The following is a 25852-nucleotide window of genomic DNA, read 5'->3' as shown; positions in this document are numbered from 1 at the left end:
GATCCGGCCCGGATCGAAGGTCCTCTGTGGACCGAACAGGCCCCCGTCGTCTAGTGGCCTAGGACGCCGCCCTCTCAAGGCGGTAACGGCGGTTCGAATCCGCTCGGGGGTACGAGAAGTACGTGAGGAAGGTCCCATCCGTTTCGGGTGGGGCCTTCTTGCGTTTCCGGAGCCGGTGGGCCGCCGGGTGCCGCCGGAGGGCCGGTCCGGAGTCCGCGGTGCCCGAAGGACGCCCGGAAAACCCGGCCCGCTCACCGGTCTCAGCCCGCCTGGGCGACCAGTTGGTCCAGTTCCCCCTTCGGCCCGCCCGCCGAGACCAGCATGGCAACCAGTTGGTCGAGCAGCCAGTCCGCCAGCTCGTCGCGGGACATCTCCCGCTCGCGCAGCCAGAACATCACCGCGGTCTCCACCGCCGCCACCCAGCAGCGCAGGGCCATCAGCAGCCGGGGTGAGGGGTCCTCGACGCCCACCCGCCGCAGGATCAGGTCCCGTACGCCCTGGCGGACCCGGTCGATCTCCGCCTCGGTCTCCTCCGTGGCCACCATCGAGCCGCCGTTCAGCAGGGCGGCGTAGGAGGGTGAGTAGGAGTCCGCGAAGTCGACGAAGGTACGCAGGGCCAGCCGCAGCTGCTCCAGCGGGGGCAGGTCCTCGGGCGGGGCCAGCCGCGGCAGGAGCTCGGACACGGCCTGCTCCAGCGCGGCCCTGCGCAACTCCGCCATGTTGGGGAAGTAGCGGTAGACCAGGGCCCGGGAGACGTCGGCCTCCTCGGCGATCTCCTCCGGGGTGACGTCACCGGGCGGGCGCCGCGCGAACACGCGCAGCGCCGTCCTGATCAGGTCCTCGCGGCGTTCGTGCGGCGCCATGCGGCGTGGCCGCCGCCCGGTTCCCGACGGGTGCGCCGGGACCGCCGGACCCGTCACCCGCGCCTGGTGACGGTCGGCCCTGTGGGACACCACCGTTGTCGTAACCTCCCGAGCCCTCTCCGCCTGCTCCTGGCTTCTCCTCCTCCGAAACTACCGCCTCGGGGGAGCGTTCACAGGTCCAGGACGATCCGCTCGTCCTCCTCGGCGCGGGAGACGCACAGGGCGAACTCCCCGCCGCGCGGCGATCCGCCGGTGGGCCGGTCGCGGTGGTCCGGGGCGCCCGCCAGCAGGCCCACCCGGCAGGTGCCGCAGAAGCCCTGACGGCACGAGTAGGCGGTCTCCGGCCGTACCCGGCGCACGACGTCCAGTACCGACTCGTCCTCCGGCACGGTGAGCACCGGGCCGGAGCGTCCCAGTTGCACCTCGAACCTGCGGCCGTCCACGACGGGGGCCGGGGAGAAGCGTTCGGAGAAGAACGGGGTCCCCCCGGGGACCCGCCTCCGGAGGGCGTTGATCAGCGGTGCCGGGCCGCACACGTACACGGCCGTGCCCGGGGTGAACCCGGCGAGGAGCTCGTCGGCGTCCGGGGTCCCGTACTCGTCGTCGGGGCGCACGAACACGTCCGCGTCCTCGGGCAGCTCGTCCCGGAACGGCATGCTCTCCCGGTCGCGGCCGGTGTAGACGAGCCGGAACTCCCGGCCCGCGGCATGCGCGGCCCGGACCATCGGCAGGACGGGTGTGATCCCGATGCCGCCCGCCACGAACAGGTACCGGTCGGCCCGGGAGAAGGGGAAGGCGTTGCGCGGCCCGCGCAGCCCGACCGTGTCCCCCGCGGCGAGTCCGTGCACCAGCCCCGACCCGGTGCCGCCCTCGATCCGGCGGACCGCGATCCGGTAGCCGGACCGGTCCGCCGGGTCGCCGGTGAGCGAGTACTGCCGCACCACGCCGCCGCCCAGCACCACGTCCACGTGGTGGCCGGGCTGCCAGGGGGGCAGCACGGTGCCGGGGTCGGCGGGGACGAGGGTGAGGGCCGCGACGTCCGGCGCGGGGTGTTCCACGGCGGCGACCCGGACCGCCAGGTCGCCCGCGGGCTCCGGGGGCGGGTGGCCCGGCCGCCACCGCGAGGTGAGCGGTTCGAGCCGCGCCGCCAGCCCCTCCAGGGCCAGCATGAACCGGTCCGGCTGCCCGCCGCGGCCGAACAGGGCGACCGGGGGGCGCGGGTCCGCGTAGTACTCGGCGCTGTGCCTGACCCCTTCGCTCCCGCCGGTCACCGGGGGCCCTCCTGCCGGGCGGCCTCCTGCTCGGCGGCCTCGGCGGCCCGCGCGGCGGGGGAGACCGCCAGGTAGGCGACGGCCTGGCTGGTGGAGCCGTGGTGCGAGGGGTGGTACCTGCGGCGCAGGTACTCGGGGACGGCCCGGGCCAGGCGGCCCAGGTGCGGGACGAGCCCCCGCCTCCCGTCCCGGAGCGCCCAGGAGGCCCTGGGACGGCGGCCCCCGATCCTGCCCTTCAGGTAGGGGTCGTTGGCTATGAGGAACCGGACCCCGCGCACCCACAGGGACGCCAGTGCCACGGCGGCCACCCCCATCGCGAGGGCGCGGCGCGGGTACCCGCCGTCCAGGTGCGTGTACAGGTCGTAGGCGACCGCGCGGTGCTCGACCTCCTCGGCGCCGTGCCAGCGCAGCAGGTCCAGCATGGTGGGGTCGGTGCCGGCCTCGTCGAGCCGGTCGGCGTCCAGTACCCACTGGCCCAGGACGGCCGTGTAGTGCTCGATCCCGGCGATGACCGCGAGCCGCATCCGCAGCCAGGCGAACTCGCGGGCGCCGGAGAGCTCGCGGTCGCCGAGCACCACGCGGAACAGCCAGGCGATCTGTTCCACGTAGGGGCGCGGGTCCAGTCCGTGCGCGTCCATGTGGTCGAGGACCCCCGCGTGCGCCTCCGCGTGTACGGCCTCCTGGCCGATGAAGCCGAGGACCTGTTCGCGGAGTTCGTCGTCGGTGACGTACGGGACGGCCTGTTTGAAGACCTCCACGAACCAGCGTTCGCCCTCGGGCAGCAGCAGGTGCAGCACGTTGATGACGTGGGTGGCGAAGGGTTCGTTCGGGATCCAGTGCAGGTCCAGCGCGCTCCAGTCGAACTGGACGTCGCGGGCGTGCAGGACGAGGCGGTCGGGTTCGTCCACGGCGGGTCCGGCGGGGCCGGGGACGGGGGAGTGGTCGCTGCTCATGGTCGGCCTCCTGGACGGGAGCGAGGAAGTGGGGCGGGGGTGTGCGGGGCGCGGGGCGTCACAGGGGCGGGGCGAGGCGGGCGTAGCCGCGGATCGCGGCGGGGGAGAGCCGGGACAGGGCCAGGCCGATGTGCGCCTCGCTGGTCACCGGGACGATCTCGGGGGCGGACTCGAGGGCGTCGGCGATCCGCCTGGCCGCCTTCTCCGGGGTGTAGCCGCGCAGCCGGTACAGCCGGTTGAGCCTGTCCTTGGTGCCGGACACCTCGCCCAGGCCGGAGACGCGGGCGTTGGCGATGATCCCGGTGTTGATCAGGCCCGGGCAGACCGCGGTGACGCTGACGCCCCTCCCGGCGAGCTCCCCGCGCAGGGAGCGGCTCAGCCCCAGCACGGCGGCCTTGGTGGCCGAGTAGGCGCCGTACAGGCGGGAGGGTAGGAAGGACGCGGCGGAGGCCGTGTTGACGATCCGGCCGCCGCCCCCGCTCTCGACCATCATCGGGGCGAAGGCGCGGACGCCGTTGACGACGCCCCACAGGTTGACGTCGACAACCCGTTCCAGGTCCTCGGTGGTGGCCTCCAGGAAGGGGCCGGCCACACCGATCCCCGCGTTGTTGACGATCACGTCGGGGACCCCGTACTCCTCGCGCACCCACGCGGCGAGCCCGTCCACGGCGGCGGAGTCGGTGACGTCCACCCGCCGGGCGCCGGCACCGGGTGTGATCATGGCGCAGAGTTCGGCGGTGCGCTCGGCGGCGGGCGCGTTGACGTCCACCGCGACGATCCGTGCCCCGCGTTCGGCGAGTTCGAAGGCCAGGCACCGGCCGATACCGCTGCCGGCCCCGGTGATCACGGCGACCTGTCCGGCGAAGGCGCCGCCGTGGCGGCGGGCCTGTTGCGCGGTGAGGTTGCGGACCGGTCGCGGGGCACCGGACTCGATCTCCCCGACGAGGGCGCGGACGCGGCGGGCGACGGGGCCGGGCCGTGAGCGCAGGGACCAGTGGCCGCCCTGGAAGCGGTGGAAGCGGAAGTCGTCCGCCCAGCGCCCTGCGTTGGACTGGACCTGGTCGACCATGAACGCGTCGTGCGTGGGGGCCAGGACCTGGACCGGAACGCCGGTGCGGCGCCCGGCGGGCCGGGTGAAGCGGCGGAACATGTTGGCGCGGTACAGGGAGAGCCCGTTGAGGTAGTCGCGGGTGGCGCGCCGGGCGGGTACGCGGTGGCCGCCGCCGATGCGTTCCAGGCCGGAGAGGGCGGCACCGCCGATCCCGGTGAGCCAGGCGGCCTCTGGCAGGCCGGGGGTGCCGAAGAAACCGATGTAGCTGGAGCGGACGGCCTGGCGCAGGACGTTGCGGAGGCCGTCGGGGGCCTTGCGGAGCCAGTGCCCGGCGTGGTCCAGGTCGGGGCCGGAGACCGAGGTGAAGGAGGCGAAGCGGTGGGCGTGCCCCGGTTCGGTGACGGCGTGCCATGTCTGGATGGAGCCCCAGTCGTGGGCGACCAGGTGCACGGGCCGGTCGGGGCTGACGGCGTCCACGACGGTGCGCAGGTCGTCGGCGAGCTGGCCCAGCAGGTAGCCGGAGCGGTCCTCGGGGGCGGTGGAGCGTCCGGCGCCCCGGACGTCGTAGGTGACCACGTGGTGGTCGGCGGAGAGCTCACCGACGAGGGCGTCCCAGACGGTGGCGTTGTCCGGATAGCCGTGCACGAGTACGAGGGTGGGTCCGGTGCTGTCACCGGCGGAGTAGACGGCCAGGCGCTGGCCGTCTGTGGCGGTCACGTAGCGGTGCGGTCTGGTGGTCATGCGGTCGCGGTCTCCTCGCTGGTGCCGACGCCGACCGGGGAGCGGGTCCCCCAGCGGCGCACGTGGGGCAGGTCGTCGTCGAGCCAGTAGGCGTCGTCGGGGGTGACGACGAGGATCTCCTCGAACTTCACCCCCATGTCGCGGAAGCCGATGTGGGGTTCCACCGCCCACAGGCCGGGGGTGGCGGGGTGGGCGGAGATGTCGCCGTCCGCCCACAGGGGGGAGCGGTGGTGCATGCGCTCGACGAGGAGGTCGCCGAACAGGGTCTGCAGGGAGCGGATTCCGAACCCCGCGACGATCGCCCTGGGCAGGCGGGACTCGACCCTGCCTACCTGGTGGGCGATCACCCGGCCGGGGTAGACCCGGTGCCGGTTGTCGTAGCCCTGCTCACTGATGAGGGCGTCGACCGCGCGGTAGACGTCCTGGAGGGTGTGGCCCTCGCGCACCTTCTCCACGATGAGGCCGCGGTGTGCCCGCAGGTCGTCCATCAGGCGGTCGTGCAGGGGGTTCTCGCCGAGGTATCCGGAGTAGCCGATGTCGGCGACGTACCCGTCGCGTACCGGCGCGCAGTCGAGGATGAAGGGCATGCCCTCCTCCAGCCTGCGTCCGGTCGGGAAGAACTGGAGCGGGACGCGGAAGCCGCGGAAGGCGGTGCGGTCGCCGAACCACGCGAAGGGGGTGTGGAACCAGTCCTGGACCCCGCGCGCCTCCAGGTGTTCGCGGATGCGCCGGGCGGCCTCGCGTTCGGTCACGCCGGGTTCGAGGGTGGCGGCCACGTCGCCGGCGGCCCGGTAGGCGAGCTGTTGGAGCTCGCGGAAGGCGTCGAGCTCGGCCCGGGAGGATGTGTCCCCGGTCACTTTCTTGTGAGACATGTTGTCATGTTAGACAAACTGTCAATAAGTGTCCACGGTCGGGGCCGGGTTTTCGCGGGAGCCGGTCCGGGGCGCTTCACGGCGGGCGCCCGGCACGGAAACGACAGGGGGCGGCACCCCGGAGTGGGGTGCCGCCCGTTGGTTGGTCGACGCCGGCGTTTCAGGGGCGCTGGGAAGCCCCGCGGCTCAGCGCTTCGGGTGCCCGGCGGAACTGGTCCTGCCCAGTGCGGAGAGGCCGCCCAGTGAGGTGAACCGCTTCCACAGGTCCCGCGCGTCCTGCTTCAGCAGGGGTCCGACGATGAGAATTTCGAGGAAGAGGCCGTGCAGGTCCGCGCCGTCCTCGGTGACCCCCTCACCGCGGGCCCCGACGATCCGCCGACCGGTCCCCTCCGCCGCGAAGTCCGCCTCGAACATCCCGTGGCCGGTCCAGCTCCGGTGCAGGTGGAGCCGGTCGTCCTCGACCAGTGCGACCCACCTGTCCTCCATGGTCGGCGCCTCGAGCCCGTGCCGGATGCGTTCCCAGTCATCGGCGCTCCACAGCCGGTCCGGCGGGGTCACCGGCCTCGGGCGGACGATGGGGTGCAGCTCTGGGAGATCGGCTCTGGTCAGCGGTCCGGAGGACATGCGGCGGATGCTGGCAGCGGCCGGGGCGGGCTCTGCCCCGGGGACACCGCGGCGGGTCAGTGCGCGCCCTCGTAGGTGTGCAGGGACTCGCTGATCTTCTCGGCGGCGGACACCACGGCCTGCGAGTGCATGCGGCCGGGGGAGCGGGTGAGCCGCTCTATGGGGCCGGAGACGGACACCGCGGCGATCACCCGCCCGCCGGGGCCGGACACGGGGGCCGAGACCGAGGCGACCCCCTGCTCGCGTTCGGCGACGCTCTGGGCCCAGCGGCGGCGGCGCACCTGGGCGAGGCTGGCCGCGGTGAAGCGGGCGCCGACCAGGGAGCGGCGGATGCGGTCGGAGTCCTCCCAGGCGAGCAGTACCTGGGCGGCCGAGCCCGCGTTCATCGGCAGTTCGCTGCCCACGGGCACGGTGTCGCGCAGGCCGCTGCTGCGCTCGGACGCGGCCACGCACACGCGCAGGTCGCCCTGGCGGCGGTAGAGCTGGGCGCTCTCGCCGGTCAGGTCGCGCAGTTGGACGAGGACCGGGGAGGCCACGGCGAGCAGCCGGTCCTCGCCGGTGGCTATCGACAGTTCGCCCAGGCGCGGTCCGAGTACGAACCTGCCCTGACTGTCCCTGGTGACCATGCGGTGCCGCTCCAGGGCGACGGCGAGACGGTGGGCTGTGGGGCGGGCCAGACCGGTGATCTGGACCAGCTGGGCCAGCGACGCGGGCCCCGACTCCAGGGCGTCGAGGACGGACATCGTCTTGTCCAGGACACCGACACCGCTGGATGAGCTAGAGTTGTCCATGGCTTGATATTGCCGTCTCGAAATATGGAATGCAAGTCGACCGCGCATCCGTGTGCGAGGCCGGCGGTCCGCACGAGCTGACCACACGAGACGAGCCCGAGACGCGAGACACGAGAGAGGCGATCGCCCATGGCACGCACGATGGCCGAGAAGGTCTGGGAGGAGCACGTCGTCCGACGTGCCGACGGCGAGCCGGACCTGCTCTACATCGACCTCCACCTCGTCCACGAGGTGACCAGCCCGCAGGCCTTCGAGGGCCTGCGCCTGGCGGGTCGCTCCGTGCGCCGTCCGGACCTGACCATCGCCACCGAGGACCACAACGTCCCCACGGCGGACCTGCTGGCTCCCATCGCCGACCCCGTCTCCCGCAAACAGGTCGAGACGCTGCGCAAGAACTGCTCCGACTTCGGCGTCCGCCTGCACCCCATGGGCGACATCGACCAGGGCGTCGTGCACGTGGTCGGCCCCCAGCTCGGCCTCACCCAGCCCGGCATGACCGTCGTCTGCGGTGACAGCCACACCAGCACCCACGGCGCGTTCGGCGCCCTGGCCTTCGGTATCGGCACCAGCCAGGTCGAGCACGTGCTGGCCACCCAGACCCTCCCGATGCAGCCGTTCAGGACCATGGCCGTCACGGTCAACGGCACGCTCCAGCCGGGTGTGTCCGCCAAGGACATCATCCTCGCCGTGATCGCCAAGATCGGCACCGGCGGCGGCCAGGGCTACGTCATCGAGTACCGGGGCGAGGCCATCGAGGCCCTGTCCATGGAGGCCCGCATGACGGTGTGCAACATGTCCATCGAGGCGGGTGCGCGAGCCGGGATGATCGCCCCGGACCAGACCACCTTCGACTACGTCCAGGGCCGCCCGCACGCCCCGCAGGGCGCCGACTTCGACGCCGCGGTCGAGCACTGGAAGAGCCTGCGCACCGACGAGGGCGCCGAGTTCGACGCCGAGGTGGTCCTGGACGCGGACGAGCTCAGCCCGTTCGTCACCTGGGGGACCAACCCCGGCCAGGGCGTGCCGCTGGACGCCGAGGTGCCCGACCCCGCCTCCTACGAGGACCCCTCCGCACGGGCCGCCGCGGAGAAGGCCCTGAAGTACATGGACCTGAAGGCCGGTACGCCGATGCGCGAGGTGCGGGTGGACACGGTCTTCCTCGGCTCGTGCACCAACGGCCGGATCGAGGACCTGCGCACCGCCGCGGAGATCATCCGCGGGCGCAGGGTCGCCGACGGCGTGCGGATGCTCGTGGTGCCCGGCTCCATGCGGGTCAAGGAGCAGGCCAACCAGGAGGGCCTGGGCCAGGTCTTCCTGGACGCCGGAGCCGAGTGGCGCGAGGCGGGCTGCTCGATGTGCCTGGGGATGAACCCGGACCAGCTCAAGCCCGGTGAGCGCAGCGCCTCCACCTCCAACCGCAACTTCGAGGGCCGCCAGGGCCGGGGCGGCCGCACCCACCTGGTCTCGCCCCAGGTCGCCGCCGCGACCGCCGTGCGCGGCACCCTGTCCTCGCCCGCCGACCTGGACGCCCGGTAGTCCCCGACCCCGTCAGGAGAGTCCTCCCATGGAGAAGTTCGACGTCCACACCGGTCGGGCCGTCCCGCTGCGCGCCAGCAACGTCGACACCGACCAGATCATCCCCGCCGTCTACCTGAAGCGGGTCAGCCGCACCGGGTTCGAGGACGGCCTGTTCGCCGAGTGGCGCAAGTCCGACCCGGACTTCGTGCTCAACCGCCCCGAGTACGAGGGTGCGTCCGTGCTGGTGGCCGGGCCGGACTTCGGTACCGGTTCCTCCCGCGAGCACGCCGTGTGGGCCCTGCAGAACTACGGCTTCAAGACCGTGCTGTCCTCGCGCTTCGCCGACATCTTCCGCGGCAACTCGCTCAAGGGCGGCCTGTTGACCGTTCTGCTGCCGCAGGAGGTCATCGACCGGATCTGGGACGCGGTCGAGGCCGACCCCGCCACCGAGGTGACGGTGGACCTGGTCAACCGCGAGGTTCGCGCCCCGGGCGTGCAGGAGCCGTTCGAGCTGGACGACTACACCCGTTGGCGGCTTCTGGAGGGTCTGGACGACATCGCCCTGACGCTCCGTCACACGGACGAGATCGGTGCGTTCGAGACGACCCGGGAGCCCTGGAAGCCGGTCACGCTCTAGCCCCGGAACGCCGATCCGCAGCGGGATCGAGGGTCGTTGTGACACAGCGCACCCTCGATCCCGAATAATTTTACCTTTACTTGACGTGAGCGTTCGCTTACGGTCTTTGTGCCCTTAAGCACGGCGTGTCCAACGCCCGGAATCCGGTTATACGTAGGCTTTTGAGGCTCACAGAAGGGGTCAAAAGGGACTGGGTTGCCGCGCCCGCCCCTTGCTCCCCGGTCGTTGCGGAGCGTGACCTTGCAGGTCGGGAGGGGCCCGACACGCCTTGTCCACGGGCGTTTGTATTTGTGTAAGGGCCTCTGCTTCCCCTAATTTCGTGCGAGCAAGGGGGAACCGGAGGAACCTTATGAACAAGCGTGACCTGATCGACGCGATCTCCGACCGTCTCGGAGACAAGAAGACCGCGACCGAAGCGGTCAACGCTGTGCTTGAGACCATTCAGGCCACCGTGGCGTCGGGCGACAAGGTCGCCATCACGGGCTTCGGCGTTTTCGAGAAGTCCGAGCGTGCGGCTCGCACCGCGCGCAACCCCGCCACTGGCGCCACCATCAACGTCCCCGCGAGCTTCGTTCCGAAGTTCCGCGCTGGCGCTGACTTCAAGGCTCTGGTCAACGGCGACAAGAAGTAGCCTCTCCGCCGCCAGGCGGGCAGGCCGTACTCCGCCCGGGTTCCCCACAAGGGAGCCCGGGCGGAGTGCTGTCCGGGGCCGGAGGGGCGGGACGTGCCCGGGGCGCGGCCCGCCCGCGACGGCGGGTTCAGGGAGCGGACCGGGCGCACGTCGGCACCCGTCCCAGGAGCTCCCGCGTCCGCGGGCCCACCCCGAGGGCCAGGGCGGCCGTCAGATCCTCAGGAGTGTCCACGTCCCGGCGGACCGACTCCACGCCGGGGAGCACCAGTTCGCGGGCCCCAGCGGCCAGATGACGGGCGCGTGAGGCCCCCTCGAAGGCCGGGTCGAGCCGTTGCCCGGGGGTCGCGGCGAGCAGGGTGGTCCCCACCCCCGGGGAGTCCGGCAGGAAGGACCGGCCGTGGGCGGAGGCGGCCGTCAGCACCCTCGCCAGTTCGGCCGGGCGCAGCGCGGGCAGGTCCGCCGAGAGCGCGCACACCCCGAAGCCCGGCAGCCGGCCGAGCGCGGCACGCGCACCGTGCTCCAGGGCGGGGTTCAGTCCGCCGCCAGGCTCGCCGCCGACGACCACCGCGCCCAGTCCCGACAGCGCGGCGCGGGCGCGCGGGTCGTCGGTCACCGCGAACACCGCCCCCACGGCCGCGCAGGAGCGGGCGGCGGCCACCGTGTCGCAGGCGATCGCGAGCGCCAGGTCCTCCCGGTGGTCCCCGGCGGCCCGGGCCAGTCGCGTCTTGGCCAGACCGAGGTGCTTGACTGGGACGATCAGGGACCAGCGCGCCCCGACGCGCGAAGCCCCTCCGCGCTCTCCAAAGCCGGTCACGGTTCCCCCGGGACGTTGATACGGCGACGACAGTGACGAGGGTAGGCGTTGGGGGTACGGCGCGGCGCGGGCGCCCTGGGTGTGGCGGACCGGGGCCGCCCCGGGCGCACCCCCGGCGCATCAGCGCACGTGCGGAGTGCACCCTAAACTGAGTCGGTTGTGCTTCCGTGGTCCCGACCGGGCCGGGAGCGAGAAGTGAGGAGTCCCGTGGCCAAGCAACGAGAATCGCGATGGGTCCAGTGGATCGTGTCCCGGATCGTCCGGTTCGTCCTGTGGATGGTGACCAAGCCCGAGTGGAAGGGCACGGAGAACGTGCCCGCCCGGGGCGGGGTCATCATCGCGGCGAACCACCTGTCGGTGACCGACCCCCTGACCGTCGCGCACTTCCTCTACATCGGAGCGCGCCGCTGGCCGACCTTCACGATGAAGGACGCGGTCATGAAGATCCCCGTGGTCCGGTCGGTGGCCAGGAGCACCGGGCAGATCCCGATCAAGCGCGGCAGCGCCGACGCGGTCAAGGCGCTGGGCGAGGCCGAGAAGGCGCTCACCCGGGACGGCTCCTCGGTGATCTTCTACCCCGAGGGCACCTGCACCCGTGACCCCGAGCTCTGGCCGATGACCGCCAAGAACGGTGTGGCGCGCTTGGCCCTGACCACGGGGGTGCCGGTCGTCCCGGTCGCGCACTGGGGCGAGCAGAACCTGCTGCCCTACGGGTCCAAGAAGCCCAGCCTCTTCCCGCGCAAGCGGATCCAGTTCAGCGCGGGCCCGCCGGTGGACCTGTCCGCCTTCCGGGACCAGCCGCTCACCGCGACCGTCCTGGAGGACGCGACCAAGGCGATCATGGCCGACATCACCGCCCTCCAGGCCGGGATCCGCGGCGAGCAGCCGCCGGCCGAGCCCTTCGACCTCAAGAGGGCCCGCCAGCAGGCCGCGGAGGCCAAGCGGTCCGAACGCGCCCTGGAGGAGCAGGACGGCCGGCCGGAGAACGCCGGGACCGAAGGCGACAACGGGAAGAACAACACGGGGGCATGACCGACCAGATGGGCGCTGAAGTGAAGGTCGCGGTACTGGGCAGCGGGTCCTGGGGGACCACGTTCGCCAACATCGTCGCTGACGCGGCGGACCTGCGAACGGCGGAGGGACACAGGACCGAGGTGGTCCTGTGGGGCCGCCGCGCCTCGGTGGTCGACGCGATCAACGAGAGTTCGGAGAACCCGGACTACTTCCCGGGGGTCACGCTCAACGAGGGGCTGCGTGCCACCACGGACCCGGCCGAGGCGCTGTCCGGCGCCCGGGTCGTGGTGCTCGCGGTCCCCTCGCAGTCCCTGCGGGAGAACCTGGCGGCCTGGCGCCCCCACATCCCCTCCGACGCGGTGGTCGTCAGCCTCATGAAGGGCGTCGAGCTGGGCAGCCTCATGCGGATGAGCCAGGTCGTCGGTGAGGTCCTGGACTTCCCCGAGGAGCAGATCGCCGTGGTGTCCGGGCCCAACCTGGCCCGGGAGATCGCCGAGCGCCAGCCGGCCACCGCCGTGGTGGCCTGCCCGCACGAGGAGACCGCGGTTCTGCTCCAGGACCTCTTCCGGTCGGCGTACTTCCGCCCCTACACCAGCACCGACCTCGTGGGGGTGGAGATCGGCGGCGCGATGAAGAACGTGATCGGCCTGGCGGTCGGTGTGGCCGAGGGTATGGGCTTCGGCGACAACACCAAGGCCTCGCTGATCACCCGCGGACTGGCCGAGACGACCCGCCTCGCGGTCACCCTCGGTGCGGACGAGCACACCCTGTCCGGCCTGGCCGGGATGGGTGACCTCGTGGCGACATGCTCCTCCCCGCTGTCGCGGAACCGGACCTTCGGTGAGAAACTGGGCGCGGGCAAGACTCTCGAACAGGTCGTCGCGGAGACCAAGCAGACGGCCGAGGGGGTCAAGTCCTCCGAGTCGATCCTCGAACTCGGGTGGGCAAACGGGGTCGACATGCCGATCACCGAGTCCGTCGTCAAGATGATGCACCACGACCTGACCCCGGCCCAGGCGCTGGTGGCGTTCATGTCACGCAGCACCAAACCGGAGCGCTACGGGGTCTGAGAGCGAGCACGATGTCACACACACCTGGTCCCGGGAGCGCGGGCGAGCACACCAGGGCGGTCTCCCTCCCGGAGGCGCCGGTTCCCGCCGAACGCCCCATGCGGATGCCCGTCCACCGGTCCACCACCTACGCCTTCGACACCTCCCAGGGTTTCGCGGACGTACTGGCCGGTGCCCGGAGCGGTTACTCCTACGCCCGTATCGACAACCCCACCGTGGACGCCTTCGCGGACGCGGTCGCGGCACTGGAGGGCGCAGGGCTCCCCGACCGGGTGCGCGGCCAGTCCTTCGCCTCCGGCATGGCCGCGATCAGCACCGTGCTGCTGGCGCTCACCGAGGCCGGATCGCACGTGGTGGCCTCCCGTTCCATCTACGGCAACACGTACTCGCTGCTGGACCGGCTGATGCGCCGGTTCGGCGTGCGCACCGACTTCGTGGACATCACCGACCTGGACGCGGTGCGCGCCGCGGTCGGCCCGCAGACGCGCGTGGTCTTCACCGAGACGCTGTCCAACCCCGCCATGACCGTGTCGGACCTGCCCGGGCTGGCGCAGATCTCCCGGGAGGCGGGCGCCGCCCTGGTGGTGGACTCCACGTTCGCCTCCCCGGCGGTCTGCCGCCCCCTGGAGTTCGGCGCCGACGTCGTGGTGCACTCCGCCACCAAGTACCTGGGCGGGCACAGCGACACCACCGGCGGTGTGGCGGTGGCCTCCCCCGACCTGATCGACCGGATCCGCTCGGCCCGGATCGACCTGGGCCCGTGCCTGGCCCCGGACGAGGCCTACCTGCTGCACCGCGGCCTGGAGACGCTGCCGCTGCGCGTCCAGCGCCAGTGCGAGACCGCGGCGGCCTTCGCCGCGGCACTTGCGGAACACCCCCTCGTGGAGCGGGTCGACCACCCGTCGCTGGCCTCGCACCCGGAGCACGAGCTCGCGGGCAAGCTCTTCGACCAGGGGCGCTACGGAGCGGTCGTCACCGTCCACCCGCGTGGCGGCGTCGACGAGGGCATGGCCTTCGCCGACCGGCTCAGGGTGGCCACCATCGCCGCCTCCCTCGGGGGCACGCACACGCTGGCCGGGCACGTGGCCTCCACCTCGCACCGGAACATGGACGACGCCGAACTGGCGGCCGCGGGCATCTCCCCGGGCGCGGTACGGTTCTCCGTCGGCCTGGAGGACCCCCGGGACCTCATCGACGACGCCCTCGCGGCGCTCGACGGGAGAAAGTGACACACGGGTGTTTTTCGCCCCGTACCGGTTCCATCAGTAGGCGAGATAGGGTCAGGCAGCATGTCCGAGCAGCGCAAGATTCGGGTCGCCGTCGTATTCGGCGGACGCAGTTCCGAACACGAGATCTCCTGCGTCACCGCGGGCAGCGTCCTGTCCGTCATCGACCAGGACCGTTACGAGGTCGTTCCGGTCGGGATCACCCCCACCGGCAACTGGGTACTGACCTCGGGTGACCCCGAGAGCCTGCGCATCGACGCGGCGACCAAGGCCCTGCCGACCGTCTCCGAGGACGGCACCGACCTGGTGCTGCCCTTCGACTCGGCCGGCCAGCTCATGACGGTGGCCCCGGAGCAGGGCCCCCGGCGCCTGGCCGAGGTGGACGTCGTGCTGCCGCTGCTGCACGGCCCCTTCGGCGAGGACGGCACCATCCAGGGCCTGTTCGAGATGATGGGCGTGCGCTACGCGGGCGCCGGGGTCTTCTCCAGCGCCGCGGCCATGGACAAGATCTTCATGAAGGCCCTCCTGGTCGGCAACGGCATCCCCACCAGCGACTTCGTCGCCATCACCGAGCGCACCTGGCGCAACGAGCGCAAGAGGCTGTTGGACGACGTCGCGGAGCTGGGCGCGACGGTGTTCGTCAAGCCCGCCCGCGCCGGGAGCAGCGTCGGCATCAGCAGGGTGAAGGACTCCTCCGACACCGACGCCGTGATCGCCGCGGTCGAGGCCGCCCGCGAGCACGACCCCAAGGTCCTGGTCGAGGCGCAGGTCGTGGGCCGCGAGATCGAGTGCGGAGTCCTGGAGGCGGAGGACGGCGGCACCCCCGACGTCTCCCTGCCGGCCGAGGTGCACGTGGCGGAGGGCTTCGACTTCTACGACTTCGAGGCCAAGTACCTGTCCACGAGCAGCCTCACCATCCCGGCCGAGATCCCGGAGGAGGCCACCGGGCGGCTGCGGAGGATGGCCGCGGACGTGTTCGAGGCCATGGGCTGCGAGGGTCTGGCCCGGGTGGACTTCTTCTACACCGAGGACGGCCGGATCCTCGTCAACGAGCTGAACACGATGCCCGGCTTCACCCCGGCCTCGGCCTTCCCACAGATGTGGGGGGCCACCGGGGTGGACTACGCGACGCTCGTGGAGCGGATGATCACCACCGCCCTGCGCCGCGACCCCGGGCTGCGCTGACCGGCGGAACCGGCACCACCGAACCCGCGAGGGGCGGACGACCGCGCGGTCGTCCGCCCACGGTGTTTCCTGGGGATCCCATGTCAAAAGGCGTACGCTGGGGATGTGCTCTCGCTACGCTCAGAAACGTTCTGGATACCTCAGGGAGCCCCCGATGACGTGTGCTGTGCAAGAGCGGACGGATGAGCCGACCATGGATCTCCACACTCTGGCCGAAAGTCTCGAACTCCCAGATGGTTACCGCGTGGAAATCATCAACGGGAGCATCACCGTGTCGCCGACGCCCACAGTCAGGCATGCCGACATCGTCACTGAAGTCCACGAGTCGCTCCTGGAGGTCGGGCTCAGGGCCAAGGGCCTACGTGCGTTGCAGATGATCACTCTGGAGATCGCCAAGACCGGTGATCGCTACGTGCCCGATCTGGTGGTTCTGCCGACTGCTCTGGCCAGGGGGAAAGACTGGGACGGGCCGTCCTGGATTCGCCCTGCCGAAGAGGTGGAGTTGGTCGTCGAGGTCGTCTCGCCCAGTAGCGCGCACCACGACTGGACCGACAAGGCGAAGGGCTACGCACAGGCTGGGGTTCCCCTCTACCTGGTGATTGACTCGAAGCAGGACGAGGTCGCCCTGTTCCGTCAGCCAGAGGGAGATGAGTACCAAGAGGTCACCCGCGCCCTTCGGAGCGGATCAGTACAGATCCCGACGCCCTTCGATCTGCGCCTTGAGGTCACCGACCTGTTGCTCTCCTTCTCTTGAGCGGGCGGCCGCGTTTACTCGAACAGCGGAAGGGGCGGACGACCGCGCGGTCGTCCGCCCCTCGGCGTCGGTCCTCCGCGAGCTCCTTAGGCTGGCGACGGCCCCTGGAGTCCCCGCGGAGCCTGAGGCGGTGTCTGGCGCGGGTGGAGGTGCCCCTGGGGCGGCTGGTGCCCCTCGGGAGCCCCGGGGAGCAGCTCCCGGGCGAGGATGGTGCCGCCCGCCGTCGCCGCCGGGAACACCGCCACAGCCACGAACGGGATCGCCAGCAGGAAGTAGGTCGGCACCGCGAAGCCCAGCGTCCGCATACGGCGGGTGCCCATGAAGCGGCGGCGGTCGCGGATGCGCAGCAGGCCGCGCCGGTCGAAGGCGGGCGCCGTCAGCTCGATCCCCAGCAGCCAGCCGCCCATCACCGCGGTCAGCACCGGGCCGGCGATCCAGCCGACCAGCGGGACGAGCCCGATCAGGAACGCGCAGACCGTCACCGTCAGGGAGACCAGCACGATCACCACCGACTGGCGCACCGCTCGGGCCATCGAGGCCATCAGCGTCTCCTCCGCTGCCTCGGGCGCACCGCCGAGCTCCTGCTCGACCAGTTCGGCGATCCTGTCGTAGATCGGAGCCCCCAGGGTCAGGGTCACCGTCGTGAACGCCACCACCATGACCAGGACCGACCCGGCCAGCAGCGCCACGGACAGGGCGCCGCGCAGCAGCCCCTGCCAGATGGCGTCCCAGTCCCGGGCGAACGGCGTCGCCCACGCCACCAGGTCCGCCAGGTTCACCGCCAGGGTGATCAGCGCCGCCAGGAACAGCAGCGACGTGATCAGCGCGGGCAGCGCACCCAACAGGAACAGGCGCGGTTTGCGCAGCACGATGCCCAGACCGCGCAGCAGGACACCGAAACCACCGAAGACCTCATTCACCGAACTCACGTCCGAACCCTAGCGCTCGGAGACCGAGCGGAACCACCCGGCCTCCGTGATGAGCTCCTCGTACGTCCCCGACTGCAGCACCCTCCCCTCGCGGACCACGTAGATCCGGTCCACCCGGTCCAGGCCGGTGAGGTCGTGGGTGATGAGCAGGGTGGAGAACCCCCGGGCGGCGGCGAGCAGGTCGGCGACCACCCCGTCGCGCGTGTCCGGGTCCAGGTGCGCGGTCGGCTCGTCCAGCACCAGCACGCGCGGCCCCGCCAGCACCGCCCTGGCCAGCGCCAGCCGCTGACGCATCCCGCCGCTCAGCCCCAGGCCGTGCGAACCCACCTGGGTGTCCAGGCCCCTGGGCATCGCCTCGACCTCCCCGGCCAGCCGCGCCCTGCGCAGCGCCGCCCACAGTTCGTCGTCCCCGGCCCCCGGCCCGGCCAACCGCAGGTTCTCCCGGAGCGTGGACGCGAACACGTGCGGGTCCTGCGGAACCCCGGACACCACACGCCGTACCTCGTCGGCCGGGTGGTCGGTGACGTCGGTGCCGCCGATCTCCACCCGGCCGCCGTCCGGGTCGCGGAAGCGCAGCAGGACCGAGGCGAGCGTGCTCTTGCCCGCACCGCTCGGCCCGACCACCGCGACGGTCGCCCCGGCGGGGATCTCCAGGTCCACTCCGTCCAGCGCCCACGGCTCCTCGGGCCCGTACCGCACCCGGAGGTCGCGGATCCGCACCGTGGTGTCGGCCTCCGGGTCGATCTCCAGGCCGGACCGGGCGGGCGCCGACACCGACGCAGGGGTGTCCAGCACCCCGAACAACCGCTCCCCGCTGGCCCGGATCGCCCCCAGCCTGGCCGCGACGGCGGGCAGCGGGGCGACGATCTCGAAGGCGGCGAGGGTGGTCAGCACCAGGACCGCCAGCGCGGTCGGACCGATCGAGCCCCCGGACACGGCGAGCACGCCCAGGAACAGCGCGCCCCACACGGTCAGGCCGGTGATGAGCGCGTTCGCCCCGGCGCTCAGCCCCAGGGTCGCGGCGTCGCGCGCCGCCACCCGGGTGAGTTCGGTGTCGGCCTCGTACACCCGGGCCACCTGGCGCTCCATGGCCCCGTAGGCGACCAGGTCCGGTGCGCCCTGGAGGGTGTCGACCAGGGTGGTGGAGAGCCTGCCGCGCGCCACGGCCTCCCGGCGGCCCGGCCCGGTGCCCAGGGCGGCCGCGGCCAGCGGTACCGCGAACCCGGCGAGCAGCAGGCCCGCCGCGAGCAGCAGGCCGCCGGGCGCGTACACCGCGGTCAGGAACAGGACGGTCGCGCCGCCGGTGACCACCGACACCAGCGGCGGTGCCAGCCCGCGCACCAACAGGTCGAGGGTGGCCTCGGTGTCGTTGACCAGACGGGAGACCAGGTCGCCGGAGCGGAAGCGGCCGAACGGTTCGGTCCCGGCCAGCCGCTCGTACACCCGGACCCGGACCTCGGCGAGGGTGCGGAAGGCGGCGTCGTGGGTGACCAGCCGCTCCAGGTAGCGGGTCACACCCTTGCTGACCCCCAGGGCACGAGTGGCGACCACCGCCACGCTCAGCGCGGTGATGGAGGGGTGGTCGGCTGCGGTGGCCAGCATCCAGGCGGCGACGCCGAGCAGGGCCACACCCGAACCGGTGGCGGCGGCGCCGAGCAGCACGCCCAGCGCGAACCGGCCCCCTCGGGGCCGGGCCAGCCCGATCATCCGGCGCAGCGGGTCCTTGCGCCGCTCCCGCTCGTGCACCTCGAACCCACCGGTCATGGCGGTCGGGTCCCCTCCGGTCCCGGTCGTTGCGGCGTTCATCGGCGCGCCTCCCGGGTCAGTAGCGGCAGTGCGGCGGTCCGCGGGTTCTCGCCGAGCACGGACTCGGCCCAGCCGGTGTCGTGGGCGACGATCACGGCGGTGCGCCCTTCCAACAGGCGGGTCACGGCGGTGCGCACCGCCTTCGCGTTCTCCGGGTCCAGGTGCGCGGTGGGTTCGTCGAGCAGGACCAGCGGTGCGTCCCGGCACATCGCCCGGGCCAGCGCGATCCGCTGCCGCTGCCCGGCGGACAGCCGCGCACCCCGCTCACCCAGGCGTGTGCCGTAGCCGTCGGGGAGAGCGGACACGAATCCGTCCGCCTCGGCCAGCCGGGCCGCCTCCCGGACCCGCTCCATGCCGGCGTCGGGGGCGCCCAGCCGGATGTTGTCGGCGACGGAGACGTCGAACAGGTAGGGGTGCTGCGGTACCCAGGCGATGCCGAGCCGCCAGTCGTCGGCGGGCAGCCGATCGAGGGGGGTCCACTCACCGCCGGGAGCCCGCACGCTGATCCGGCCCTCGGTGGGTTCGCCGAGCCGCAGCAGCAGGGAGAGCAGGGTGGTCTTTCCGGAACCGCTCGGCCCGGTGAGCAGCAGGTGTTCCCCGGCTCGCACGGTCAGGTCCAGCCCGGACAGGGCGGGGACGTCGCGGCCCGGGTAGAGCAGGCCGACCCCCTCGAACCGGATGTCGCCCGCCGCGGCGGGGGAGGGGGTGCCGGTCGGGGCCGGGGCCCGACCGGCCGCCTCGTCCCCCGCTCCGCCGGGCCCGGCCGTGTCCCGTCTGCGGTCCAGCTCGGTGAAGACCTGGTCGGCCGCGGCCACGCCCTCCATGCTCGCGTGGAAGCGAGCACCCACTTCACGCAGCGGCAGGTAGGCCTCGGGTGCGAGGATCAGCACCAGGAGGGCGGTCTGGTAGTCCATGTGCCCGCCCAGCAGACGCAGACCCACCTCGACGGCGACCAGCGCCACCGCCAGGGTGGCGAGCAGTTCCAGGGCGAAGGCCGACAGGAAGGCGATCCGCAGCGTGCCCATGGTCGCCTTGCGGTGGTCCTCGCCGACTTCGCGGATGATGGCGGCCTGTGCCTTGGCCCGGCGGAAGACCGCCAGGGTCGGCAGCCCCTCCACGACGTCGAGGAAGTGCCCGCCCAGCCGGCTCAGCAGCCGCCACTGGCGTTCGGTGCGCTGCTGGGTGTGCATCCCGATCAGCGCCATGAAGACCGGGATGAGCGGCAGGGTCACCAGGATGACGATCCCGGAGATCCAGTCCGCCCAGAAGACCACCGCCAGCACCGCGAACGGCACGATGCACGCCAGTACCAGCTGGGGCAGGTAGCGGGAGAAGTACTCGTCGAGGGCGTCCAGGCCGCGGGTGGCCAGGGTGACGAGTTCACCTGCCCTGGGCGCCCCGTCCTCGCGGTCGCCGCCCTCGGCCAGCCACACCTTGCCCGAACCGGTCACGTGCGCGACCAGCCTGCGGCGCAGCTGCGACTTGGTGCGGGCGGCGCTGTGCAGTGCCGAGGCCTCGGCGAGGTAGGACAGCAGGGCGCGGGCGAGGGCGACGGCGGCCACCGCGGCGATCATCCAGCCGAGGACCTCCATGCCCTCCCCGGCCCACGCCCCGGTGATGACCCGGGCGAGCAGCCAGGCCTGGGTGAGGATCAGGCCGGTGATCAGCACGCCGCTGACGACGGTGACGGCCAGGTGTGTGCGGACCGCGTCTGCGGTGCGCACCAGGCGCGGATCGAGCGGTTTCATGTGCGGGTACCTCGTGGCGTCGGGACTCGACCGGGCCCTCGGGGTTCGGTTCCGAAGGGGGCTCCGGCGCGGCGGATGCGGGGGACGCGGGACACGGTGCGGGTCGGCCCAGTATCCCGGGGAGCGCGCGGGGAACGCCGCACCCCCCGTCTCCCGGGGCGATTCGGGAGGCAGGGGGCGCGGGTCCCGGAGGAGGGAGCGGGCTCAGGCGGCCCGCTCCTGCTCCTCCCCGCCCGTGGTGACGGTGGAGCGGGTGATCTGTTCGCCGGTGACCCGCTGGCGGAACACCCAGTAGCTCCAGCCCTGGTAGCCCAGCACCAGCGGCAGGAACACCACCGCGACCCAGGTCATCAGGGTGAGCGTGTAGTCCGCCGAGGAGGCGTTGGCGACGGTCAGGCTGAACGCCGGGTCGGTGGTGGACGGGAGCACGTTCGGGAACAGCGAACCGAGCAGCGTGGCGAACGTGAGCACGATGGTCGCCGCGGTGGCGAGGAAGGACCACCCCTCACGGCGGAAGCGGGCCGCCGCGACCCCGCCCACCAGGGTCGCGACGGCGGTCAGGGTGAGCGGCAGGGTCCACGGGGCGCCGTGCGCGGACTGGGTCCACAGCAGGAAGGCGGTCACGGCGGGGACCGCGACGCAGGCGGCGCCCAGGGCGGCCCTGCGTGCGCGGACCCGGACCGGCCCGTCGGTCTTGAGGGTCAGGAAGACGGCGCCGTGCAGGGTGAACAGCGCCAGGGTGGTCACCCCGCCGAGCAGGGCGTGCGGGTTGAGCAGGTCGAGCGGGGACGCGGTGACGATGTGGTCGGCGTCCATGGCCACGCCCCGGACGAGGTTGGCGAAGATCAGCCCCCACAGGAAGGCGGGCACGGCGCTGCCGAAGAAGATCGCCCTGTCCCACCAGTCCCGCCACCGGTCGCTGTCGCGCTTGTGGCGGTACTCGAACGCCACCCCGCGCACGATGAGCGCGATCAGGACGAGGAACACCGGCACGTAGAACCCGCTGAACACGGACGCGTACCAGGCGGGAAACGCGGCGAACATGGCGCCGACGGCGGTGATCATCCACACCTCGTTGGCGTCCCAGACCGGCCCGATGGCGTTGATGGCCACGCGGCGGTCCACGGAGTGGCGCCTGCCCATGAAGGGCATGAGGACCCCGACCCCGAAGTCGAACCCCTCCAGGAGGAAGAAGCCGGTCCACAGGACGGCGATGGCGACGAACCAGATGACGGCCAGTTCCATGGTCGTTGGCTCCTAGTAGCTGAAGTGCGGGATCCGGGACTCGTCCTCGTCGTTCTCCAGGTCGGGAACGACGTGTGCGGGCCCCTTCTTGATGTACTTCCAGAGCAGGCCGACCTCGACGACGAACAGCAGTCCGTACACGGCGGTGAACAGGCCCAGGCTCATGGCGACCGTTCCGAGGCTGACCCCGGGGGAGACGCTGGCGGCGGTGAGCAGCTCGCCGTGGACCGTCCAGGGCTGGCGGCCCATCTCGGTGAGCACCCAACCGAAGATGTTGGCGGCCAGCGCGGCGGGCAGCGCGGCGACGGCCGCGTAGTAGAACCACCGGCTCCCGGGCATCCGCCCGCGTCCGCGGGTGCACCACAGGCCTACGGCGGCGACGGCGATCCCGAACATCCCGAGCCCCATCATCAGCCGGAAGGACCAGTACACGACGAACACGTTGGGCATGTAGTCGCCGGGCCCGTAGTACTCCTCGTAGGCCTCCTGGAGGTTGTTCATACCGTGCACCTCGCCGTCGAAGGTGCCGGTGGCCAGGAAGCTGAGGACGTTGGGGACGGTGACGTCGATGGGGTTGTGGCGCGCCTCGGTGTCGCCGACGGCGAAGGCGGAGAAGGCGGCGCCCTCCTCGGTGTCCCACAGGGCCTCGGCGGCGGCGAGCTTCATGGGCTCGTACTCGGCTGCGAGCTTGGCCTGGTGGTCGCCGGAGAAGACGGTGAGGGCCCCGGCGGCCAGGGTGATGACCAGGCCGGTCCTGAGGGTGGAGCGGAACAGTGCGAAGTCCCGCCCGGGCGGGGTGACGCCGGCCTCGCCGGTGTCGTCGTGCCTGGTGTTGCGCCACAGCTTGTAGGCGCTGACCGCCACCACGAAGAGCCCGGCGGTGACGAAGGCGGCGGAGACGGTGTGCAGGTAGGTGGACCAGGCCTGGTCGTTGCTGAGTACGGCCCAGATGTCGTTGAGCTCGGCTCGGCCGGTCTCGGGGTTGACGTCGTAGCCCACCGGGCGGCGCATCCAGGCGTTGGCGGCCAGGATGAAGTAGGCCGACAGGTTGGTGCCGACGGCGACCACCCAGATGCAGGCCAGGTGGACGCCGCGTGGCAGCCGGTGCCAGCCGAAGATCCACAGTCCGATGAAGGTGGACTCCAGGAAGAAGGCCAGGAGGGCCTCCATGGCCAGGGGCGCCCCGAAGACGTCGCCGACGAAGCGCGAGTACTCGCTCCAGTTCATGCCGAACTGGAATTCCTGCACGATCCCGGTGACCACGCCCATGGCGAAGTTGATCAGGAACAGCTTGCCGAAGAACTGGGTGGCCTGGAGGTACTCGTGCCGTCCGGTGCGGTACCAGAAGGTCTGGAGCACGGCCACGATGAAGGACAGGCCGATCGTCAGTGGGACGAAGAGGAAGTGGTAGATCGTGGTGACCCCGAACTGCCACCTCGCCAGGTCAAGAGCTTCCATGCCCGCCTCTCAGGTACCGACTGCCGGTAGTACTACGAACTGTAGTGCTACTTGCCGTCGTAATGGAGGGCGCCCCCCGGGTACCGGCGGCCCGAGGGGGTCCGGACGGCGCGGTCACTGCGCCGGGGACCGCACGCAAAAGCGGCGCACCCCCGGAACGGGGATGCGCCGCCTCGGTGCCGCGTCTTCGCCAGACTCGACGTCTTCGCAGGTGGAGCCGTTTCTGTCCTACTCGCGGAGCTCGATCATGCGCTCCATGTTCTCGACCTCGGACAGCTGGGCGTCGATCATCCCCTGGGCGAGGTTTGTGACGAGTTCCTCGTTGCCGAGGTCCACCTCGGCCTCGGCCATCTCGACCCCGCCGATGTGGTGGGCGATCATCAGTTCGAGGAAGAGCACCTCGGCCTCCACCCCCTCGGCCTCGTTCAGCTCCACGAGCTGCTCGCTGGTGGCCAGCCCCGGCATGGTCTCGGGGACCTCCCCCTCGCCGCCGCCGTGCTCGTGGCCCTCCATCCAGGCCATCGGGGGTTCGGCCGAGCGCGAGTTCAGCCCCCACGCGGCCAGCCAGCCCTGCATCATCCCGATCTGGGCCTGCTGGGTCCTGGCCATGTCCGTGGCCACCGTGTGCAGCTCGACGTCCTCGGTCTTGTCGATGATGATCAGCGACATGTCCACGGCCTGGGCGTGGTGCGCGCTCATGTCGCGCAGGAAGCCGGCGTCGGCCCCGGTGTCGAGCGGATAGGACGGGCGGCCCACGAGGAAGCCGCCGACCAGCGCCAGCACGACCAGGGTCGCGGCCATCCAGAGGGGGACGGTGCGCTGCCGCGCGGCGGCGCCCCCACCGTCCGGGGGGGACTCCTCGTGGCCGTCCGGCCCGTCCTCGTTCGACGCTTCTTCGGTGCCGTCGGCGTCCGCGGACGCCGGGCCGGTCACATGCCCCATCGGAACCACCTTGGTCAAATCGCACAACTCTGGTGCCAAAGTAGAGGGTAGGAAAGTCCTATTCGACCACATCCATCCCCAGGAGACCCAGTGGCCAAGAAGTCGAAGGCGGAGGAGCGCCGCGCTCGCGCCGCCGCGCTGCGCGAGGAGCAGCGGAAGAAGGAACGTCGCGCCAAAGCCCTCAAGATCACCGGGATCAGCGTAGCCGCCGCCGCGGTCCTGGGTCTTCTGGGAACCGCGATCTTCATGGAGTTCCGCTCCCGCAACATCCAGGGCGTGCAGGAGTACGCCATCGACGAGTACAACCACGTCCAGACGGGACAGCGCGTCGACTACGCCCAGTCCCCGCCGGTCGGCGGCCAGCACTGGAGCAGCTGGCAGAACTGCGGTGTCTACGCGGACACGCTGATGCCGGAGTTCGCGGTCCACGCCCTGGAGCACGGCGCGGTCTGGATCACCTACGACCCGGAGCTGCCCGAGGAGGAGGTGGAGGCGCTGGAGGACTTCTACAACCCCGGCGACTACCTGGTCGTCAGCCCCTACGACGGGGAGATGCCCGCGCCGATCGTCGCCTCCAGCTGGGGCCGCCAGATCACCGCGGAGAGCGCCGACGACGAGGAACTGGCCCGCTACGTGCGGTTCTACGAGCGCGGCAGCGACGTTCCCGAACCGGGCGCCGCCTGCTCGGGGGCCATCCAGGAGACCGCTCCCGAGATCGAGGCCCAGATCGCAGAACAGGGTGAGGACGCCGAGGCCCTTGAGGGCGCGGAAATGGACAGCGAGGAGGCCGGGAACGAGGACTCCGGCTCCGAGGACGCTGACAACGACGAGGACACCGGAACCGGGGACGAGGAGTAGGCGCGGGGCGTCCGGACCGCTGCCTCCCGGTGTCCCCGGGGCCGCGGAAGCGGGGCCGGAGGCGGAGAACCGCCTCCGGCCCCGCACGTCCGTCCGGGGCGCGCAAGAGCCCCCGGCGGGGTCACCGGCCGCTGTCGGCGCGCTCTTCCAGGTGCTCGTCGACCAGTTCGCTCACCTCGGCGAGTGCGGCCGCGGGCGGACCGTAGGAGGGCGGAACGGTGAGCTCGACGTAGGCCTCGCGCTCCACGACCGTGTACAGGGAGGGGGTGTCCTCGGGCGGGGAGAACCACGCCACACCGTTGACCTCCTGCAGGACCGAGTCCATCTGCAGGGAGGCGGGGCGGGGCACACCGCACCGCAGCCCGATGGGCGGGTCGCCCCAGGCGGCCGTGAGCTCCGAGTCGGGCCGCACACTCGCGCGTTCGGCGTCGAGCAGGGTGTCGGGGAGGTCGGCGACCAGCGAGGCGCAGAGCTCGGCGGTCCGCTCGTCCGGCTCGGGCGGTTGTATCCGCACGGTCTGCTCGCCGCAGCCGGCCGTCACCAGGGCGACGGCCAGAGCCGCCCCGAAGTAGCGCTTGCGCACAGTCAACCCCGCTCCATCGACCCGGTCGGCTTCAGATGTTGACGATGGGGCAGGTGAGCGTGCGGTCGATGCCGTCCAGCCGCTGGATCCGGGCCACCACCAGAGTCCCCAGAGCGTCGATGTCGTCGGCCTTCGCCTGAACGATCACATCGTAGGGACCGGTGACGTCGTGTGCCTCCTCGACCCCAGCGATCCCCCGGATCCGGTTCGCGACCTCCGCCGCCTGGCCGACCTCGGTCTGGATCAGGATGTACGCCTGCACCATGAT

25 protein-coding genes and 1 tRNA gene are annotated in these 25852 nt (G+C 71.8%); 10 read left to right on the top strand and 16 right to left on the bottom strand.

Annotation, left to right across the window (positions count from 1 at the left end; translation table 11 throughout):
• Nucleotides 1-39: 39 nt before the first annotated feature.
• Nucleotides 40-112 (top strand) — tRNA-Glu (locus AC0VYD_RS21570).
• A 148-nt stretch (nt 113-260) separates the two neighbouring features.
• On the opposite strand, the gene AC0VYD_RS21565 is transcribed toward AC0VYD_RS21570, so the two are convergent.
• The 7 genes from AC0VYD_RS21565 to AC0VYD_RS21535 all read right to left on the bottom strand — a co-directional run bounded on the left by AC0VYD_RS21565 (nt 261) and on the right by AC0VYD_RS21535 (nt 7118).
• Entirely contained in the window at nt 261-863 is a 603-nt protein-coding gene (locus tag AC0VYD_RS21565) for a TetR/AcrR family transcriptional regulator (protein ID WP_475477234.1), read from the bottom strand.
• A gap of 170 nt (nt 864-1033) precedes the next feature.
• Complete coding sequence (locus tag AC0VYD_RS21560) at nt 1034-2134, bottom strand: PDR/VanB family oxidoreductase (RefSeq protein ID WP_475477233.1); 1101 nt, start codon at nt 2132-2134, stop codon at nt 1034-1036.
• Nucleotides 2131-3087 carry a metal-dependent hydrolase gene (locus AC0VYD_RS21555; RefSeq protein WP_475477232.1) on the bottom strand — a complete coding sequence of 319 codons (957 nt, stop codon included), beginning with the start codon at nt 3085-3087 and terminating at the stop codon, nt 2131-2133. Before AC0VYD_RS21555 ends, AC0VYD_RS21560 begins: the two co-directional genes overlap by 4 nt.
• 58 nt (nt 3088-3145) lie before the next feature.
• On the bottom strand, nt 3146-4879 hold the full coding sequence (locus AC0VYD_RS21550; RefSeq protein ID WP_475477231.1) for an SDR family oxidoreductase: 1734 nt from the start codon (nt 4877-4879) through the stop codon (nt 3146-3148).
• Nucleotides 4876-5751, bottom strand: a complete 876-nt coding sequence (locus tag AC0VYD_RS21545) for a M24 family metallopeptidase (protein ID WP_475477230.1) — start codon at nt 5749-5751, stop codon at nt 4876-4878. The genes AC0VYD_RS21550 and AC0VYD_RS21545 overlap by 4 nt, the downstream gene beginning before the upstream one ends.
• A 186-nt stretch (nt 5752-5937) precedes the next feature.
• Nucleotides 5938-6375: a hypothetical protein gene (locus tag AC0VYD_RS21540; RefSeq protein WP_475477229.1), complete on the bottom strand. Its 438-nt coding sequence runs from the start codon at nt 6373-6375 to the stop codon at nt 5938-5940.
• A gap of 56 nt (nt 6376-6431) precedes the next feature.
• Nucleotides 6432-7118 (bottom strand): IclR family transcriptional regulator, encoded by a 687-nt coding sequence (locus tag AC0VYD_RS21535; protein ID WP_308428452.1) that lies wholly within the window; start codon nt 7116-7118, stop codon nt 6432-6434.
• A gap of 177 nt (nt 7119-7295) precedes the next feature.
• Here AC0VYD_RS21535 and leuC point away from each other — a divergent pair, with 177 nt between their 5' ends.
• The 3 genes from leuC to AC0VYD_RS21520 all read left to right on the top strand — a co-directional run bounded on the left by leuC (nt 7296) and on the right by AC0VYD_RS21520 (nt 9952).
• Entirely contained in the window at nt 7296-8702 is a 1407-nt protein-coding gene (gene leuC / locus AC0VYD_RS21530) for a 3-isopropylmalate dehydratase large subunit (RefSeq protein WP_475477228.1), read from the top strand.
• A 28-nt stretch (nt 8703-8730) separates the two neighbouring features.
• Nucleotides 8731-9321, top strand: a complete 591-nt coding sequence (gene leuD / locus AC0VYD_RS21525; protein ID WP_473038237.1) for a 3-isopropylmalate dehydratase small subunit — start codon at nt 8731-8733, stop codon at nt 9319-9321.
• Between the two features lie 349 nt (nt 9322-9670).
• Nucleotides 9671-9952, top strand: a complete 282-nt coding sequence (locus AC0VYD_RS21520; RefSeq protein WP_014910144.1) for an HU family DNA-binding protein — start codon at nt 9671-9673, stop codon at nt 9950-9952.
• A gap of 127 nt (nt 9953-10079) precedes the next feature.
• On the opposite strand, the gene cofC is transcribed toward AC0VYD_RS21520, so the two are convergent.
• Nucleotides 10080-10766 carry a 2-phospho-L-lactate guanylyltransferase gene (gene cofC, locus AC0VYD_RS21515; protein WP_475477227.1) on the bottom strand — a complete coding sequence of 229 codons (687 nt, stop codon included), beginning with the start codon at nt 10764-10766 and terminating at the stop codon, nt 10080-10082.
• A gap of 207 nt (nt 10767-10973) precedes the next feature.
• Here cofC and AC0VYD_RS21510 point away from each other — a divergent pair, with 207 nt between their 5' ends.
• From AC0VYD_RS21510 to AC0VYD_RS21490, 5 genes are all read left to right on the top strand, one after another.
• Nucleotides 10974-11798, top strand: a complete 825-nt coding sequence (locus AC0VYD_RS21510) for a lysophospholipid acyltransferase family protein (RefSeq protein ID WP_475477226.1) — start codon at nt 10974-10976, stop codon at nt 11796-11798.
• Entirely contained in the window at nt 11795-12850 is a 1056-nt protein-coding gene (locus AC0VYD_RS21505) for an NAD(P)H-dependent glycerol-3-phosphate dehydrogenase (protein ID WP_475477225.1), read from the top strand. The genes AC0VYD_RS21510 and AC0VYD_RS21505 overlap by 4 nt, the downstream gene beginning before the upstream one ends.
• A gap of 11 nt (nt 12851-12861) precedes the next feature.
• Nucleotides 12862-14079 carry a trans-sulfuration enzyme family protein gene (locus AC0VYD_RS21500; protein WP_475477224.1) on the top strand — a complete coding sequence of 406 codons (1218 nt, stop codon included), beginning with the start codon at nt 12862-12864 and terminating at the stop codon, nt 14077-14079.
• A 60-nt stretch (nt 14080-14139) separates the two neighbouring features.
• A complete protein-coding gene (locus AC0VYD_RS21495; protein ID WP_191274237.1) occupies nt 14140-15261 on the top strand; it encodes a D-alanine--D-alanine ligase family protein in 1122 nt (373 codons plus the stop codon).
• A gap of 193 nt (nt 15262-15454) precedes the next feature.
• A complete protein-coding gene (locus tag AC0VYD_RS21490; RefSeq protein WP_475477223.1) occupies nt 15455-16015 on the top strand; it encodes a Uma2 family endonuclease in 561 nt (186 codons plus the stop codon).
• A gap of 86 nt (nt 16016-16101) precedes the next feature.
• Here the strand turns inward: AC0VYD_RS21490 and AC0VYD_RS21485 are convergent, their stop codons facing one another.
• The 6 genes from AC0VYD_RS21485 to AC0VYD_RS21460 form a co-directional block, all read right to left on the bottom strand.
• Nucleotides 16102-16944: an EI24 domain-containing protein gene (locus tag AC0VYD_RS21485; protein ID WP_475477222.1), complete on the bottom strand. Its 843-nt coding sequence runs from the start codon at nt 16942-16944 to the stop codon at nt 16102-16104.
• A gap of 9 nt (nt 16945-16953) precedes the next feature.
• Nucleotides 16954-18750 carry a thiol reductant ABC exporter subunit CydC gene (cydC, locus tag AC0VYD_RS21480; RefSeq protein WP_475477221.1) on the bottom strand — a complete coding sequence of 599 codons (1797 nt, stop codon included), beginning with the start codon at nt 18748-18750 and terminating at the stop codon, nt 16954-16956.
• Nucleotides 18747-20498, bottom strand: coding sequence for a thiol reductant ABC exporter subunit CydD (cydD, locus tag AC0VYD_RS21475; protein ID WP_475477220.1), 1752 nt, complete (start codon nt 20496-20498; stop codon nt 18747-18749). The genes cydC and cydD overlap by 4 nt, the downstream gene beginning before the upstream one ends.
• Nucleotides 20499-20702: 204 nt before the next feature.
• A complete protein-coding gene (gene cydB, locus AC0VYD_RS21470; protein ID WP_475477219.1) occupies nt 20703-21743 on the bottom strand; it encodes a cytochrome d ubiquinol oxidase subunit II in 1041 nt (346 codons plus the stop codon).
• 12 nt (nt 21744-21755) lie between these two features.
• Nucleotides 21756-23201: a cytochrome ubiquinol oxidase subunit I gene (locus AC0VYD_RS21465; protein ID WP_475477218.1), complete on the bottom strand. Its 1446-nt coding sequence runs from the start codon at nt 23199-23201 to the stop codon at nt 21756-21758.
• A gap of 228 nt (nt 23202-23429) precedes the next feature.
• On the bottom strand, nt 23430-24143 hold the full coding sequence (locus AC0VYD_RS21460; RefSeq protein ID WP_475477217.1) for a DUF305 domain-containing protein: 714 nt from the start codon (nt 24141-24143) through the stop codon (nt 23430-23432).
• 90 nt (nt 24144-24233) lie between these two features.
• On the opposite strand from AC0VYD_RS21460, the gene AC0VYD_RS21455 reads away from it, so the two are divergent.
• The gene (locus AC0VYD_RS21455; protein ID WP_475477216.1) at nt 24234-25001 is read left to right on the top strand and encodes a DUF3105 domain-containing protein; all 768 of its coding nucleotides are present in this window, start codon (nt 24234-24236) and stop codon (nt 24999-25001) included.
• Nucleotides 25002-25122: 121 nt separating this feature from the next.
• Here the strand turns inward: AC0VYD_RS21455 and AC0VYD_RS21450 are convergent, their stop codons facing one another.
• Complete coding sequence (locus AC0VYD_RS21450) at nt 25123-25584, bottom strand: DUF3515 domain-containing protein (RefSeq protein WP_475480333.1); 462 nt, start codon at nt 25582-25584, stop codon at nt 25123-25125.
• A gap of 31 nt (nt 25585-25615) precedes the next feature.
• Nucleotides 25616-25849 carry an Lrp/AsnC family transcriptional regulator gene (locus AC0VYD_RS21445; protein WP_452548136.1) on the bottom strand — a complete coding sequence of 78 codons (234 nt, stop codon included), beginning with the start codon at nt 25847-25849 and terminating at the stop codon, nt 25616-25618.
• Nucleotides 25850-25852 lie beyond the last annotated feature (3 nt).

Source organism: Nocardiopsis sp. iso_40 (genome assembly GCF_056173285.1).
The sequence above is the reverse complement of the archived record's forward strand: the minus strand, read 5'-3'. Positions and strand labels throughout refer to the sequence as shown.